This is a genomic window from Candidatus Limnocylindria bacterium, assembly GCA_036523395.1.
Lineage (GTDB): Bacteria > Chloroflexota > Limnocylindria > P2-11E > P2-11E > CF-39.
Map to the genome: position 1 here is coordinate 47711 of DATDEH010000072.1, position 15437 is coordinate 63147.

At 67.6% G+C, this 15437-nt stretch carries 15 protein-coding genes; 7 read left to right on the plus strand and 8 right to left on the minus strand.

What is annotated here, in order from left to right:
- Position 1: 1 nt before the first annotated feature.
- The 4 genes from VI056_09425 to VI056_09440 are packed head-to-tail and all read right to left on the minus strand — an operon-like array spanning position 2 to position 3056.
- A complete protein-coding gene (locus tag VI056_09425) occupies positions 2-1048 on the minus strand; it encodes an ABC transporter ATP-binding protein (protein ID HEY6203252.1) in 1047 nt (348 codons plus the stop codon).
- Positions 1048-1833: an ABC transporter permease gene (locus tag VI056_09430; GenBank protein HEY6203253.1), complete on the minus strand. Its 786-nt coding sequence runs from the start codon at positions 1831-1833 to the stop codon at positions 1048-1050. Before VI056_09430 ends, VI056_09425 begins: the two co-directional genes overlap by 1 nt.
- Entirely contained in the window at positions 1830-2630 is an 801-nt protein-coding gene (modA, locus tag VI056_09435; protein ID HEY6203254.1) for a molybdate ABC transporter substrate-binding protein, read from the minus strand. Before modA ends, VI056_09430 begins: the two co-directional genes overlap by 4 nt.
- A 27-nt stretch (positions 2631-2657) precedes the next feature.
- Positions 2658-3056: a helix-turn-helix transcriptional regulator gene (locus VI056_09440; protein HEY6203255.1), complete on the minus strand. Its 399-nt coding sequence runs from the start codon at positions 3054-3056 to the stop codon at positions 2658-2660.
- Positions 3057-3185: 129 nt separating this feature from the next.
- On the opposite strand from VI056_09440, the gene VI056_09445 reads away from it, so the two are divergent.
- The 4 genes from VI056_09445 (at position 3186) to VI056_09460 (ending at position 6988) form a co-directional block, all read left to right on the plus strand.
- Complete coding sequence (locus VI056_09445; protein ID HEY6203256.1) at positions 3186-3851, plus strand: Maf family protein; 666 nt, start codon at positions 3186-3188, stop codon at positions 3849-3851.
- 22 nt (positions 3852-3873) lie between these two features.
- A complete protein-coding gene (locus tag VI056_09450) occupies positions 3874-4533 on the plus strand; it encodes a response regulator transcription factor (protein ID HEY6203257.1) in 660 nt (219 codons plus the stop codon).
- Between the two features lie 80 nt (positions 4534-4613).
- Positions 4614-6623 carry an EAL domain-containing protein gene (locus tag VI056_09455; protein ID HEY6203258.1) on the plus strand — a complete coding sequence of 670 codons (2010 nt, stop codon included), beginning with the start codon at positions 4614-4616 and terminating at the stop codon, positions 6621-6623.
- The gene (locus VI056_09460; protein HEY6203259.1) at positions 6620-6988 is read left to right on the plus strand and encodes a response regulator; all 369 of its coding nucleotides are present in this window, start codon (positions 6620-6622) and stop codon (positions 6986-6988) included. Before VI056_09455 ends, VI056_09460 begins: the two co-directional genes overlap by 4 nt.
- Here the strand turns inward: VI056_09460 and VI056_09465 are convergent.
- The 4 genes from VI056_09465 to VI056_09480 form a co-directional block, all read right to left on the minus strand.
- Positions 6985-7830, minus strand: a complete 846-nt coding sequence (locus tag VI056_09465; protein HEY6203260.1) for a hypothetical protein — start codon at positions 7828-7830, stop codon at positions 6985-6987. The two genes, VI056_09460 and VI056_09465, sit on opposite strands and share 4 nt — an antisense overlap.
- A 49-nt stretch (positions 7831-7879) precedes the next feature.
- Positions 7880-10285: a PAS domain S-box protein gene (locus tag VI056_09470; protein HEY6203261.1), complete on the minus strand. Its 2406-nt coding sequence runs from the start codon at positions 10283-10285 to the stop codon at positions 7880-7882.
- A gap of 263 nt (positions 10286-10548) precedes the next feature.
- The gene (rho, locus tag VI056_09475; protein ID HEY6203262.1) at positions 10549-11844 is read right to left on the minus strand and encodes a transcription termination factor Rho; all 1296 of its coding nucleotides are present in this window, start codon (positions 11842-11844) and stop codon (positions 10549-10551) included.
- Positions 11845-12086: 242 nt separating this feature from the next.
- On the minus strand, positions 12087-12824 hold the full coding sequence (locus VI056_09480; GenBank protein HEY6203263.1) for a hypothetical protein: 738 nt from the start codon (positions 12822-12824) through the stop codon (positions 12087-12089).
- A gap of 83 nt (positions 12825-12907) precedes the next feature.
- Between VI056_09480 and VI056_09485 the strand changes: the two genes are divergently transcribed.
- From VI056_09485 to VI056_09495, 3 genes are read left to right on the plus strand one after another with little or no spacing between them, the layout of a single operon-like run.
- On the plus strand, positions 12908-13324 hold the full coding sequence (locus VI056_09485) for a hypothetical protein (GenBank protein ID HEY6203264.1): 417 nt from the start codon (positions 12908-12910) through the stop codon (positions 13322-13324).
- On the plus strand, positions 13321-14442 hold the full coding sequence (locus VI056_09490; GenBank protein ID HEY6203265.1) for an amidohydrolase: 1122 nt from the start codon (positions 13321-13323) through the stop codon (positions 14440-14442). The genes VI056_09485 and VI056_09490 overlap by 4 nt, the downstream gene beginning before the upstream one ends.
- A 16-nt stretch (positions 14443-14458) precedes the next feature.
- Positions 14459-15409 carry a P1 family peptidase gene (locus VI056_09495; protein HEY6203266.1) on the plus strand — a complete coding sequence of 317 codons (951 nt, stop codon included), beginning with the start codon at positions 14459-14461 and terminating at the stop codon, positions 15407-15409.
- Positions 15410-15437: the final 28 nt, after the last annotated feature.

A 15437-nucleotide genomic window follows, 5' to 3' on the forward strand; every position in this document is an offset into this window, starting at 1 on the left:
CTCAGGCCGGGTAGACCGCGACCTCCGCTGCCTTGAGGCTGACCCACACTTCGCCACCTTCGGCGAGATGGAGCTCCTGGACCGCGGCCGGCGTCACCTCGGCGACCATTCGCGGCGTGCCGCCGACGGTCACCCGCACTCGGTCACCCTGCTGGTCGAGCGAGGTGATCCGGCCGGACCATACGTTGCGAGGTGTGCCCTCAGGTTGCGATCGGTAGAGCGCGACATTGCGCGGGTGGATGACGGCGAAGACCTCGCCGTCCACGCCGTCCATCGCGGTCAGCGTGCCGCCACCCTCTATCGCGATGTGGCCTCCGCTGGCGTGCCCGCGCATGAGGTTGACGCCGACAAGGTCCGCCACGTAGCGCGACCGCGGTCGCTGCGTCACCTCGCTGGCTGTGCCCGATTGAAGGATGCGGCCGTCTTCAAGGATCACGAGCCGGTCCGCGAGCGCGATCGCTTCGAGAGGATCGTGGGTCACGAGGATGCGGACGCCGTCGAAGTGCGCGAGGTCGCGTTTGAGATCGCGCCGTACGTTCACGCGCGCGGATGCATCGAGGGCGGCGAGCGGCTCGTCCAGCAGGAGGAGCCGCGGATCGGTCGCGAGCGCGCGAGCCAGCGCGACGCGCTGGGCTTGACCACCGGACAACGCACTCGGTTTCGCGTCGGCGTAGGCGGCGAGGTCCATCCGCTCGAGCCAGCCACGCGCGATGGCTCGCGCTGCGCCGCCGCGACCGCGCGCGCGCAGGCCGAAGGCGATGTTGTCGATCGCGGTGAGGTGCGGGAACAACAGGTAGCTCTGGAAGACGACACCGATGGGACGGCGTTCGGTCGGAACGTAGGTGCGTGTCTCGGTATCCTCCAGGACCACGTTGTCGAGCACGACCGAGCCGCGACCGATCGGGGTCAGGCCGGCGATAGCTCGCAAGAACGTGGTCTTGCCTGCGCCGTTCGGGCCGAGCACCGCAACGACCTCGCCGGGGTCCGCCTGGAGCGCCACCGCGAGGTCCAGCGTGCCGAGCCGAAGCTGGATGTCGACGCGAAGCATCAGTCGAGGCGCAAGTAGCGGTCACGAAGCGCGACGAGGACCGCCAAGGACACAAGCAGCAGCACGAGACTGAGGACGATCGCGACCTCCGGCCGCGTCTCCATGGCGATGTACACGGCGAGCGGAAGCGTCTGCGTGACCCCAGGGAGGTTTCCCGCGAATGTGATCGTCGCGCCGAACTCGCCGAGTGCACGGGCCCAGCAGAGAACTGCGCCCGCGAAGAGCGACGGAGCGACAAGTGGCAGCGTCACCTGGCGGAAGATCCGCCACTGGCTCGCACCGAGCGTGCGCGCGGCTTCTTCGTAGCGCTGATCGATCGAGCGGATGCCCGCCTCGACCGTCAGTACCAGGAAGGGCATCGACACGAACGTGGCCGCCATCACCGTTGCGGCGGTCGTGAACGGGATGCGTAATCCGAAGCCGGCGTCGAGCCATTCGCCGACGAGCCCGCGGCGGCCGAACGCGACAAGAAGAGCTACTCCGCCGACAACCGGCGGAAGGACCATCGGAAGTGTGGTGAGTGCGCGGACGACGTTTCGCCCGGGGAACGCGACGCGGGCGTAGATCCACGCGAGCGGAACACCCAGCAGCAGGCCAAGCACGGTGGCCGCGACCGACACGAGCAGCGACAGCCTGAGCGCAAGAAGCGCCTCAGGAGCCATCAGATCGCTGACGGCGCTCTCCCACGACACGCGATACAGCAGGCCCGCGAGTGGAAGGGCGAAGAACGCCACGCCGATCGCGGCGAGTGCCGCGATCGCGATTGGTGGCCGCGCGGCTCTCACGGTATTGAGAATCCGAACTCCGCGAGCAGCCGCTGTCCCTCATCCGAAAAGAGGTAGTCGACATACGCCTTCGCAAGGCGCGGATTCTTCGTTTCCTTCACCACGGCGATCGGGTACCGGGCTATGACCTGACGCTGTTCGGGAATGTCAACGCCGGTCACGCGAGCGCCAGCCGACTTCACGTCGGTCACATAGACGATGCCCGCGTCCGCTTCGCCGAGTGCGACCTTGTTGAGCACCGCCCGGACGTCGATCTCCTGGCTCGCCACCTTGACGGTGACGCCGGCCTTCTGGACCGATTCCAATGCGTACTTACCGGCCGGCACGGTCGGTGCGGCCAGCACCACGATCAGCCCGGGCTTCGCGAGATCGGTCAGGCCGGTGATCCCCTTGGGGTTTCCGGCCGCGACGGCGATCTGCAAGCGGTTGCTGACGAAGATCGCGGGCGCGCCATCGTTGAGCTTCGCATCCACGATCTTCTGCATGTTCGCCTCGTCCGCCGATGCGAACACGTCAGCCGGCGCGAGGTTGATGATCTGGGTCGCGAGCGTTGACGATGACCCGAAGTTGAACGTGAACTCGGTGCCAGGGTTCTTGACCTTGAGCTGGTCGGCCGCCTTCTTGAAGGCGTCGGTGAGTGATGATCCCGCGAACACAGTGATGCTCCCGGCGAGCGGTACTGGCATCGGCGACGAAGACGCGGTATTCGGTGCCGGCGACGATGCCGCGGGGCTCGCACCACCGCAGGCAGACGCGACGACCAGAATCGCGATGGCGAGCGCGGGCAGGCGGTGCACGTGAATCTTCCCGAAGCCTCTCGTCCGCTAGACCGTGGCGGCAGCGCCGCGCGCGATCTCAACGACAACGTTCGTAGCCTTGACGACGCACACGACCGGCATCCCCGGCCGGAACGCAAGCTCCTCGGCGGCTTCCGCGGTCATGAGGCTGACGAGGCGGAACTGACCGGCCTGCACCTCGACCACAGCAGCGACGCGATCGCGCTCGACCTTCGTCACGATCCCCGGGAACCGATTTCGCGCGGATTGGGCCACGATCGGGCGCTCGCGTTTCAACTGACGGCGCTCCGTCTGTAAGCGCCGGATCTCCGACATGGCGACGAGCCGCTGGCCACCTTTCGTGCGGGTGACCTTGAGCCGCCCCGAAGACTCCCAGCGGCGGATCGTGTCGATGGATACGCCAAGCACTTCGGCGGCCTCGCCCACGCGGATCGCATGCTGCATAGGTTTTGGCGTTGGAGATGGCATTGATACATAGGTATATCAGAACCTGGAGCTTCCGGACCGGGCCGGCGGCTGCCGGTGGCGCCGGCAGCGGCGTCTACTCTCGCCGCGATGCTGCGTCTTGCGTCCTCGTCGCCGCGTCGCATCCAGCTCCTACGACTGCTGCAGGTCACATTCGAGTCGACCGCCCCCGACATCGACGAACGGGGCATCGCCTCTCCTGCGCGGGCCAAGGCCGATGCCGTCGCGCGACCCGGGGAAGTGACGATCGCGGCTGACACGGTAGTCGAGATCGGCGGCGAACTCCTCGGAAGACCGACCGACGACTCGCACGCGGTAGCGATGCTGGCGACCCTTTCGGGCAGCAACCACGAGGTCCGTACCGAGGTCGCCATCGTCGCCGCGAGTGGCGCGCGACGGCGATTCGCGGTGCGTTCGCGCATCAGGCTCCGCGACCTCTCGCTACGCCAGATCGAACGCTACGTCGGCACCGGTGAGCCGTTCGATAAGGCCGGCGGGTACGCCATCCAGGGCGAGGGTCGGCGGCTCGTCGACTCATACGAGGGATGTCTCGCGAACATCACCGGACTGCCGCTTTGCCACGTGTACTTCGCGCTCCGCGGCGCCGGTGTCGTGCCGCGGGAACGCCCGGAGATCGTCTGCCAGGCGCACTTCACCTTTGTTTGCCCGGTGTGGCGCAAGGCGCAGCGGCAGGGTCGCGCGCTGCGCGACGGCGTGGAGTACGGCTCATGGTCGGAGGACGTTTCGGACGGTTAGGGTGCGGCTAGAGTGAAGGCTGGTGAACGACCGCATCACGGTGCTAATCGTCGATGACCACCTTGCCGTCGCGGAGAGCCTCCAGGCGCTTTTCTCTCGCCAGGTCGATCTCGATATCGGCGAGGTGGCGACGAACGGCGCCGCCGCTCTGCGCCTCGCGGCCGAGCGACCGCCCCAGGTCGTGCTCATGGATCAGAACCTGTCAGGCGAGTCCGGCGTCGCCGTCGCGGCGGCGATCCTCGCGGCTCATCCGCGGACGGCGGTCGTGATGCTCAGCGGCGCCATGAGCCAGGACGAGCTCATCGCCGCGGTCGAGGTGGGCGTGTCCGGATACCTTCTGAAGACGACGCCCGCGGCCGAGATCGTGAAGGCCATCCGGCGCGCCGCCGCCGGTGAGATCCTGCTTCCGCCGGACGAGCTGTCGTCGCTCCTGCGCCTCGGACGAGAGCGAACGCGCCAGCGAGACGAGCGCCAACGCAATCTGCCGCAGCTCACCCGTCGCGAGCGCGAGGTCCTCGTCCTGATCGCCGCCGCGGTCGATGCCGAGCGCATCGCGGGTGAGCTCAAGATCAGCGTGAACACCGCGCGCGGCTACATCCAGAACATCCTCGAGAAGGTCGGCGCGCACTCTCGGCTCGAGGCCGTCGTTCGCGCGACAGAGCTGGGCCTGCTGGACGCCTAGGTACCACTACAGGCGCAGGGGTCGGACGCCCCTTCGTACAGCGCTTCTCCAGATCAGCGTTGGCCGATAGGTTTCCTCATGTGACCGAACGTAGGACCCACCCCCTGATCCAGGCCCTTGCCCCTGTTGTCTCGGTGTATGCCCTCGTCGTCCCCCTGGCGTTCGGGCTCCTCGGCCCCGCCATCGGGATCATCCCCGCTTCCTCGATCTTGATCGCGGCCTGGCTGCGGGGGAAGCGCGCCGCGCTGTTGGCCGCCGCTGTCGTCATGGTCCTCAGTACGCTCCTTTACGTTTCGGATGGCGAGAGTCTCGGGCTCGCGATACGCCAGTCAGCGCTTGCCGCGGGATTCTTCCTCGCGATCGGAATGCTGATCGCGCGCATCCGGGCGGACAAGGCGCGCGTCGAGCGGCTCACGATGTTCGACCGCCTGACCGATCTGCCTCGTCGCGACGTGTTCGACGAACGGGTCGCGCGAGTGCTTGGTGCGGGCGCGCGCGCTCACGTCGCGGTCATCGACGTGGTCGGACTCCGCATGCTGAACGAGAGCTTTGGTCACGATGTCGGTGATCAGGTCGTCCGAGAGATCGCTCGACGTCTTGCGGCGACCTTCAAAGAGGACGAGGTCGTGGCTCGCCTTGGAACCGACGAGTTCGGCGTGCTCGTGCAATCTGCTGGCACCGACGATGCCTTTGCCGCACGCGTCCTCGATACTTTCCGCGCGCCCTTCCTCATCGGAGGAAGCCTGTTGACCGTCGAAGGACTCGTTGGTATCGCGCGTTCGCCCGAGCACGGCGACACGAGTGCGATGCTCCGGAGCGCGGCCGCCTCGGCGAAGCGCTCGATCCGCCATCTCGCGGGCGGATGGGCCGCGGCATCTGAGACCCACTCACGTGACACTGCTGGCCGACTGCGAATGCTCGGTGAGCTGAGACGAGCGCTCGAGCGTGGCGAGCTGCGTCTGCACTACCAGCCGTTGCTCGACCTGATAAGCCGCGAGGTCCTTGGCGTCGAAGCTCTCATGCGCTGGCAGCGGAACGGCGAGCTCGTGCCACCGGCGGAGTTCATCCCACTCGCGGAGCGGACGGGTCTCATCGTGCCGCTGACCGACTGGGTGGTCGGCGAGGCGATGCGCCAGAGCGCGGCCTGGGCCCTGGTCGGGCACCCGCTCGGCATCAGCATCAACGTCGGCGCCAAGGCGTTTGGCGCGTCCTCGCACCTCGAGACCGTGATCGCGCAGGCTGTCGCGGATCATGGCGTGTCCGCATCGCAGCTCACGATCGAGGTCACCGAAACAGATGTCATGACCGACACGGTCCAGGCGTCGCTGACGCTCGCGGCCATCAAGAAGCTGGGCGTCCGCGTTGCTGTCGATGACTTCGGGACCGGTTACTCCTCGCTCAGCTATCTGAATCAGCTGCCGCTGGACGAGGTCAAGATCGACCGGTCGTTCATCAGTCGTCTGGTGCGCGACCCGCAAACCTCGTCGATCGTCCGTACCGCCATCGACCTAAGTCACGCGCTCGGGCTCGACGCGGTCGCCGAGGGCGTCGAAGACGAAGCGACCCTCGAGCGTCTCAAGCTGCTCGGTTGCGACCGCGCGCAGGGTTACTTCATCGCCAGGCCGATGCCCGCTGACGCCGTGCTGCCGTGGCTGCAGCGATACGTGCCGGCGCCGAGCGTGGTCACCGTGGTGCCGGCCGAGCGCGCTCTCACGACGCCGATCCGCGACGCGAACGGGAGCACCGTGCTCATCGTCGACGACGAGCACACCCTTCGTGTGGCCACCCACCGCATGTTGTCCAGCCAGGGGTTCAACGTTCTGCATGCCGCGACCGCCAGCGAGGCGATGCGGATCTGCTCAGAGCAACGCGGCTCGATCGACCTGGTCGTGACGGACATCTACCTCACCGACCAGCGCGGGACGGAGCTCGCGAGTCGCCTTCGCGAAACACAGCCCAGCGCCAAGTTCCTCTTCGTCTCGGGCGATCCGATGGCGGGCGAGCTGGTGAACAGCGGGTCATTCCTCGCCAAACCGTTCTCGAAGCAACAGCTCATCGACCGCGTCGGCCTCGTCATGGCGGCCGCATGAGTCGCATCCTCATCGTCGACGACGATCCACAGCTGGGCCGATCGCTGCAGCGCGTCCTCGAGCATGCAGGACATACCTGCTGTCTCGCGACGGATCCCTGGGTCGCCGCCGAAGCGGCAGCCGGCTTCAGGCCGGACGCGATCCTCATCGAGCTTCAGCCTGAAGACAACCCAGCACTCCGGCAGCTCCGCGATACCGTCGGTGCGATCCCCTTTGTCTTCATGGCCGGCCGGCACCAGGAGTTCGCGCAGCTCGGCGCACTCGTGGGAGCGTCGGACGACTGGCTGGCAAAGCCCGCGGCGCCACAGGAGTTCATCGTTCGTCTTGACACCGCACTACGTCGCGCGCAGTCCGAGGACGACTAGGCCGCAGGCCGCCGCTCCGCTTCATCCCGCGCAAGTGCGTCTTGAGCGATGCGCAGCACCGCGCCGCTGGTGACAAGGTCCGCGCTCCACGTCGCGTCGCCGACCCGGACCTGCCAGCGTGCCCCGGCGAACGCACGGACGTTGACCGTCATCGTGCGAAGCAGCTCGTCGAGTCGTGTGCGGAGCAGCGTCGCGATCCGTGCCGCGCGCCGTTCGTCTCCGATGATCGGCGCGATGAGCGCGACGCCCGAATCGCCGTAGCGGAAGGCGCTCGCATCTCCACCGAAGAGCGTCGATGCGCCGCCGAGAGTCGCGCGGATGCAGCGATGGATGATCGCCCTGCGCGTCGCCTCCGACGATGTATCGACGTCGGCGACGCCCAACACGAGCGCGAAGGCGCGCCCACCGTCGCGGGCCTGGGCAACGCACTCACGTAGCGCGCCGACGAGGACGCGGTCGAGATACGACTCCGCGACCGCGGCGGTGCGATAGGCGACCGGCGGAGCCTCGGCGATCACGGGTGCGGGTCGCGGTCCGGGCTCGGGTTCGGCAATGAGACGGAGCACCGTTGGGATCACCGCGCGCCAGCGTTCGCGCTCTGCGACCCGCTCCGCCGCCCCGAGCCGCGTGAGGGCGACCGCTGCCTCCGGCGCCGGAACGAGATGGCCGCCTTCGAGCAGGGACTGGAGCGCGCGGCCGAAGGCTCCACTTGCAAGCGGAAGGCGCTCCGCGGAGATCGACGCCAGCAGCGTCGCCGGTCGCGCGGTCGTCGACGCGAGCGCCTCGAGGAGGTAGAGGCGGTAGAAGGCGGTCGCGAGGCCGGTCGCTGTCGGGCGGACCACGGATGACCTCCGCACGTGACTCGTCTCCTGTTACGGCTCGCCCTTGCGGTCAAGCCTTGGTGGCGAGCGCCTCCTCGACGGCGACGAGAAGGGAGTCACGCGTGAAAGGCTTTTGGACGATGGCGCCATCGATCCGAAGCGTCGCAGTGTCGAGACCCCCGCTGTAGCCGGTCATATACACCACGCGGAGGTGCGGCCGTGCCTTGCGCAGCTCGCGCGCCAGCTCGTCCCCGGACATCTCGGGCATCACGATGTCGGTCAGCAACAGATCGACCGGCCCCAGCCACATGGTCGCGAGCTCGATGGCGACCTTTGTTCCCGGGGCCTGGAGCACGCTGTAACCGCGGTCGGACAAGATCCGTACGACCGACTTGCGCACGGCGGCCTCATCCTCGACGACCAGGATCATCGCCGCACTCGGCGCGGATTGCGGGGAGGGCGCCGTCCGGATGTCGTCGAGTTCCGCCCGCACACCCGTCCTCGCTGGGATGTGCACGTGCACCGACGTGCCGCGCCCGACGACGGATTGGATCGAGATCGCGCCGTGTGCCTGCTGGACGATCCCGTACGCCGTCGCGAGACCGAGCCCGGTTCCCTTTCCTTTTGGCTTCGTCGTGAAGAACGGCTCGAAGGCACGTGCGATCACGTCCTTCGACATCCCGTAGCCGGTGTCGGTCACATCGAGCCGAACGTATCGCCCCGAGGTCAGCCCGCCGGGCACGTCGCCGTTGAACTCCACATTCGTCGTCACAAGGACTGCCGTGCCGCCGTCCGGCATCGCGTCGGCCGCGTTCATGATGAGGTTCAGGAGGAGCTGCTCGAGCTGTCCCACGTCGATCTCGATCGTCCAAAGATCGGGGGCGAGGTGCAGGTCGATGGCCACGCTCTTCGGGATCGTCCTCCGCAGCATCGATCGAAGCTCAGTGAGGACCGCGTTGAGCTGCACATCCTGTGGATTGACGGCGCCGCGGTGCGCGAATGTGAGGAGCTGCCGTGTGAATGTCGCGCCGCGCTCTGCCGCAAGGCGGATCTGGACGACGTCGTCGCGTACCGGGCTGTCCGCGGGCAGCGTGTCCTCCACGAACTGCGAGTAGTTCATGACCACCGCAAGGATGTTGTTGAAGTCGTGGGCGATCCCACCGGCGAGACGGCCGATACCTTCGAGGCGTTCGGACTGCCGGAGGCGCTCCTCGAGTGTGAGGCGCTGCTCCTCCGCTGTCCTCCGCTCGGTGATGTCGCGGATGAACGCGGTGAAGAGGTGACCGGTTGGAGTCTCGGCCGGGGTGATCGACAGCTCGATGGCGATCTCGCGACCATCGCGCGTGCAGCCTTCGAGCTCGAGTCGTTTTCCCAGGAAAGGTCCCGCACCGGTCCGCCGGTACTCGGCGAGACCGGCGTTGTGTCGGGCGCGGTAACGCTCGGGCACGATCAACGAGACCAGCGGCTGGCCCATCACCTCGTCTCTAGACCAACCGAACGTCGCCTCTGCCTGTCGACTCCACTCGACGACATTGCCGTCTCCATCCATGCCGACGATGGCGCTGAGAGACGCATCGAGCATCGCGCGGGCGTTGGCTTCGTCGCGCCGATGCTCGGCGAGTTGCTCTTTGACCGTGGCAAGTAGCTCATTGAAGTTCTCGGCAAGCCGCGCGATCTCCCCAGGACCCTTCACGCCGACCGGATCCGCCAAGGTCGGGTCGATCACGCCACCGACGGCGCGGCTGAGCGCGGTCAACGGACCGACGACTCGCCGATACACGAACAGTGTGCCGACGAGGATCGCGACCAGGCCGACAGCGATCACGACCAGCTCTTGACTGAATAGGCTGTCGGCGCTCGCGGCTACTTCGCGTTCCTCGGCACCCGCGTAGACCTTCCAGCCGCGGGCTCCGGCCGTCGCCTCTCCGTACACGCGCGTGGCGCCGTCAAGATCCAGGCGGGTCGACTGAGACGCGTTCGCGAAGGCCGTGCCTTCGATCGCTGTGCCGGACCAGCGCACCGCGTCCACCGAGCGCGTCAGTGCCGTCCTGCCGTCCGGGGTGGTCACCACGAACTCGAGCTTGCGCGGACCTCCGAAGCGCTTGGCCAGCGTCGGCCCCAGGTCGCTGAGGTCCGCGAAGGCGGCAACGACGCCCACGTCTTTGAATGGCGCCGCGGTCACGACGCTGGTGCGGCCGGTGCGGAGATCGATGACCGGCGCCGCGAACACCGCTCCGCGCAGCGCTTCGGTCAGCCACGCCGCGCCGCTGTGCGACACGCCGATCGGCGTGGACCCGGCGCTGGAGCAGGTGATGCCGCCGCGGGGCAAGACGAAATCCAGGCGGGTCTGCTGGAGGACGCCGATCGGGCCGGAGCCGACGTTGCACGCTGCGCCCGGCACGAAGAGCGACGCGCTGGCCGGGTTCGCCGCGGTCCCGGTCACGAGCTCCTCGATCCCGCCCAACGCGCTCGTCACTTCCGACGCCGCAAGATCTGCGGCGAACATCGCTTCCTGTCGACCAGTTCGCTCCGCGTCCTGCAGGCCTTGGGCGCGGACGACCAATGCGGCACCCGCGGCAGTGCAGAGAAATAGGACCAAGAGACCGACTAGGTAGAAGCTGAGCGGAATCCTGCGGCTACGTCCACTGGCCATGCCTGCGGTCCCGACCAACCGCACATTACTGACCTTAATCGTCCAGTCAAGCGAGCCTTAGCACGTGTCAGGGGCTCAAAGTTCCGCTAACTCTTGCTGTCGGCCTCCATGGCCTTGGCGATCGAAGCGAGGAATTCCTTGTTCGTCTTCGTCTTGCCGAGCCGCTGCAGCAGAAGCTCGGTGCCTTCGATCTGACCGACCGCCGAGAGCATCTTGCGCAGCAGGATCACCTGCTTCATGACCTCGGGCGAGAGGAGCATTTCCTCGCGGCGCGTGCCCGACGCTGGGATGTTGATCGCCGGGAACGTGCGGCGTTCCTGCAGCTTGCGGTCAAGGATCATCTCGGAGTTTCCGGTGCCCTTGAACTCTTCGTAGATCACGTCGTCCATACGGCTGCCGGTGTCGACGAGACAGGTCGCGAAGATCGAGAGCGATCCGGCGGCCTGCCCGTTCGCGCCCTCGATGTTGCGGGCCGCACCGAAGAAGCGCTTCGGCGGGTAGAGCGCGACCGGGTCCATGCCACCGGAGAGCGTTCGGCCGGAAGGCGGGACGGCGAGGTTGTACGCGCGCGCCAGTCGCGTCACGGAGTCGAGGAGGATCGCGACGTCGCGTCCCGTCTCGACGAGTCGCTTCGCGCGCTCGAGCGCAAGCTCTGCGACGCGCGTGTGGTTCTCCGTCGGCTCGTCGAAGGTGGACGAGAACACCTCGCCCTTGATCGAGCGGCGGATGTCCGTCACTTCCTCAGGTCGCTCGCCGACGAGCACGACCATGATGTGTACGTCGGGATGGTTGCCCGCGATGCCGTTCGCGATGTCCTTGAGCAGCGTCGTCTTGCCAGCCTTCGGTGGCGACACGATGAGCGCGCGCTGTCCGAAGCCGAGGGGATTCACGAGGTTGATGAGCCGCTGGCTGAGGTTTGCGCCCTCGATCTCGAGGTCGAACATCTCGTCGGGGAACACCGGCGTGAGCGCCTCGAAGAGCGGTCGCCGTTTCGCGACCTCGGGGTCGACGCCATTGACGGCCTCGACGCGCAGCAGGCTGAAGTACTTCTCATTGTCTTTCGGTGGTCTGGTCTGCCCGGTGACGTAGTCGCCAGTACGCAGACCAAGACGGCGCACCTGACTCGAGCCGACGTACACGTCGTCGGGTGAGGGAAGGAGGCTGCGGCGCCTGAGGAAGCCGAAGCCGTCCTCGACGATCTCGAGGATGCCCTGGGCGAAGATGTTCCCCTGGGCCTCGGTCTGCGCCTGAAGGATGCGGGTGATGAGCTCCGGTTTGAGCGTCGCGGGTGTGATGTCAGTGACGCCGAACTCCTTGGCGATCGCCAGCATCTCCTTCGGCTTCGCCTCGTTCAGCTCTGTGATCGTGTAGTACTTGCGCACGCTCGCTTCGCTCGCTGAACCGGGGCCCCCACCCCGGGGCGCCGGCGGTGGCGCTTCGCGGCGCGTGGCCGGTGCGGCGGGCCCGTTCGTCGGGCCGTTGCTGGGACCGCCCGCGCCATTCGTTTCGCTGGTCGTGGGGGTCGCCGCCGCGGTGGGGCTCGGTTCGGGTGTCTGTGGTTGGGTGGGCTCTGGGGTGTCCAAGCGGTGTGTTGCTCCTTGCTGGTGTGTGCTGGCGCTACTGCTTACGTCCTGTGAGGACCGGGGGGCGCATTCGAGGTGCGCTCGCGCCCGGCAGAAGCCAATAGGGGAAAAGTCGCTATAGGACAGTATACAGCGTCGTGAAGCCGATCTCCTCTCCGCTTGCCGACGAGCTGATCCAACTCTCCCGCGAGATCCATGCCGATCCGGAGCTCGCCTATCAGGAGCGTCGCGCCGCAGCACGGATCGCGGCGCTGCTTCAGCGCCACGGGCACGAGGTTCAGATGGGTATCGGTGGCCTCGAGACGGCACTTCGGGCCCGCGTGGGTCCGCCCGGCCCTTCGGTCGCGCTCATCGCGGAGTACGACGCGCTTGCGGGAGTCGGCCACGGCTGTGGTCACAACCTTATCGCCATGACGAACGTCGGCGCGTTCTTGCATGCGGCGGCCGAGGACGATATCGGGATGGCCATCGAGCTCATCGGCACGCCTGCGGAAGAGGACGGTGGCGGGAAGATCGACCTGCTCGGCGCAGGGGTGTTCGACGACGTCGCGTTCGCGCTTTCGAGCCATCCCGCGGCGCAGGGGAGCTGGGGCGTGAGCGGCACGGGCCTCGGCATCGTCGGCAAGCGCGTCATCTACCGCGGAGCGGCGTCCCACGCCGGCTCGTCGCCCGAGCGCGGACGGAACGCGCTCAACGGAGTGATCCGTCTCTTCACCGGCATCGATGCCTGGAGGCAGCATCTCCCGCCCGACAGTCGCGTGCACGGGATCATCACGCACGGCGGCGATGCGGTGAACGTGATCCCGCGCGCGCCGAGGCGAAGTTCGGGCTGCGCGCGAAGGATCTCGCGACCCTGCAGGCGATGGTCGCGACGTTCACCGATGTCGTGCAGGGTGCGGCGCTCGAGACCGGCACCACAGCGGAGATCACCGACTATCTGCCGCTCTACGCGCCGGTCGCCGCGGATCTCCGGCTCGGTGACGTCGTCGCCGAAGAGCTGCGGCGTCGCGGCGTCGACGCGGAGCGCGGCGTCCTGGTGACCGCATCGACCGATCTCGGCAACGTGTCGCAGAAGGTGCCGACCGACTGGATCCGGTTCCCAGTGACGGAGCGTCCGATCGCGGGGCACTCCGATGCGATGCGCGACGCGAGCGCGAGCGACCTCGCCCACCGGAACGCGCTGCTCGTCGCAGACGCGCTGGGCGCAGCGGCGCACCGGGTCGCATCGGATGCGTCGCTTCGCCGATCGATCCAGGATGGCGCGAAGGTGATGGCATGAGGGCCGACGCGCTGCGCACGGAGCTGGTCGCGCTCTCACGCGCGATCCACAGCACCCCGGAGCTCGCATATCAGGAGCGAACCGCGGTGAAGAACATCGCCGCGCTCCTCGCGAGTCACGGCCACAGGGTCGAACAGCAGCTCGGCGGCGTCGAGACCGCCTTCCGCGCGCGGGTCGGACCCGCGGGTCCTGCCGTCGCCCTCCTTGCCGAGTACGACGCCCTACCGGAGATCGGGCACGCCTGCGGACACAACCTCATCGCGATGTCGAACGTCGGCGCGTTCCTCTTGGTCGCGGAGCGCGCGAAGGAGCTGAAGGTCGGCGTCGAGCTGATCGGCACACCGGCCGAGGAGAGCGGCGGCGGCAAGATCGACCTTATCGACGCCGGCGTCTTCGGCGAGTCGGTCGCGGTCCTCTCGTCGCACCCGTCGGGCGATCCGGACTGGGAGTTCGGCGGGAGCTCGCTGGGCGTCGTCACCAAACGCGTGACCTTCCACGGTGTTGCCGCGCACGCGGCGTTCTCGCCGCACCTCGGTCGCAACGCGCTCTCTGCGGCGATCCGGCTCTTCGTCGCGATCGACGGGTGGCGGCAGCACCTGCCCGCCGACACGCGCGTCCACGGGATCATCACCAAAGGCGGCGCGGCGCAGAACATCATCCCGGAGCTCGCCGAGTGCGACATCGGCCTTCGTGCCGCTACCAAGGAGCAGCTCGACGCGATGCAGCGCACCTTCGCGGAGATGGCAAAGGGTGCCGCGATGCAGACGGGAACGACCGTGGACATCGTCGATGACATGCGCATGTACGCGCCGGTGAAGCCGAGCGCGCAGGTCGGCGACCTCCTGGCGGATGAGCTGAAGCGCCGCGACCTTCCGACCGTGCGGGGCAAATTCGTCCTCGCGTCGACCGATTTTGGCAACGTGTCGCAGGTGGCACCGGCGGACTACATCGGGTTCCCGGTCAGCGAGGAGTCGATCCCCGGCCACTCGCATGTGATGCGCGACTCGTCGGCGACGGACCTTGCCCATCGAAACGCGATGATCACGGCGGAGATCCTTGCCGCCGCCGCGGTGCGCATCGCGACCGACTCCGCCTTAAGGGAGCGGCTGCGGGGCTAGCGCTACCCTCGCACTCGTGGCCGGCCCGATCACCAACGACACGACGCATCCTGTGCCACGCATCCCGCAGGGCGGCCGCGTTCTCGAGTTCGACTTCCCGGGCCTCGAGGTCGGCGCGGCCCAGTACGCGGAAGGACCGACGGGCTGCACCGTTTTCCACTTCCCGAAGATCGCGTCGATGCAGATCGACGTGCGCGGTGGATCGCCGGGGATCAATGGCGAGTACCTCACGGTCATCAACGCGATCTGCTTCGCCGGCGGCTCGCTCTATGGGCTGGAGGCGTCGACGGGCGTGGCCGCCGAGCTCTTCGCGAAGCGCGGCTACTCCACGAAATTGACGGACATCGCGCTCGTCTCCGGCGCGATCATCTTCGACTACCGCCGGCGCCAGAACGCGATCTATCCCGACAAGGAGCTGGGCCGCGCGGCCGTGCGCGCGCTGCGACCGGGTGCCTTCCCGATGGGTGCGGTCGGCGCCGGCTGCTCTGCCACCGCCGGCCACGGCGACTCGGCGGAGCTTTCGGGACAGGGCGGCGCGTTCCGCGTCGTCGGCAAGACGCGCATCGCGGTGTTCACCGTCGTGAATGCGTATGGAGCGATCGTCGACCGCGCGGGAAAGGTCGTGCGCGGGAACCGCGACGTCCAGGGTCGGCGCCAGCATGCGGCCGACATCGTGAGCGCCACCGGCGCGTACTACCCGCCGGCCGAGCCGCGCTCGCGCAACACGACGCTGACGTGCGTCGTGACCGACCAACGACTCGACGCGCTGCAGCTGCGATCGATCGCACGACAGGTGCACGCGTCGATGGCGCGCGCGATCCAGCCATTCCACGCGCGATGGGACGGCGACATCCTGTACGCGTGCTCGACGCAAGCCGTGGACGATCCTGCACTCGATGAGGTCAGCCTCGGTGTCGTCGCCTCAGAGCTGGCGTGGGATGCGGTGCTCGCGTGTTACGACGAATAGCCGTTGCACTACCGCTGCTCCTGGCGAT

What these genes read in the sequence shown, in the direction of transcription:
- VI056_09425 (HEY6203252.1), bottom strand. Translation starts at nt 1,048, where the DNA reads ATGCTTCGCGTCGACATCCAGCTTCGGCTCGGCACGCTGGACCTCGCG.
- VI056_09445 (HEY6203256.1), top strand. Translation starts at nt 3,186, where the DNA reads ATGCTGCGTCTTGCGTCCTCGTCGCCGCGTCGCATCCAGCTCCTACGA.
- VI056_09460 (HEY6203259.1), top strand. Translation starts at nt 6,620, where the DNA reads ATGAGTCGCATCCTCATCGTCGACGACGATCCACAGCTGGGCCGATCG.
- VI056_09485 (HEY6203264.1), top strand. Translation starts at nt 12,908, where the DNA reads ATGGTCGCGACGTTCACCGATGTCGTGCAGGGTGCGGCGCTCGAGACC.
- VI056_09490 (HEY6203265.1), top strand. Translation starts at nt 13,321, where the DNA reads ATGAGGGCCGACGCGCTGCGCACGGAGCTGGTCGCGCTCTCACGCGCG.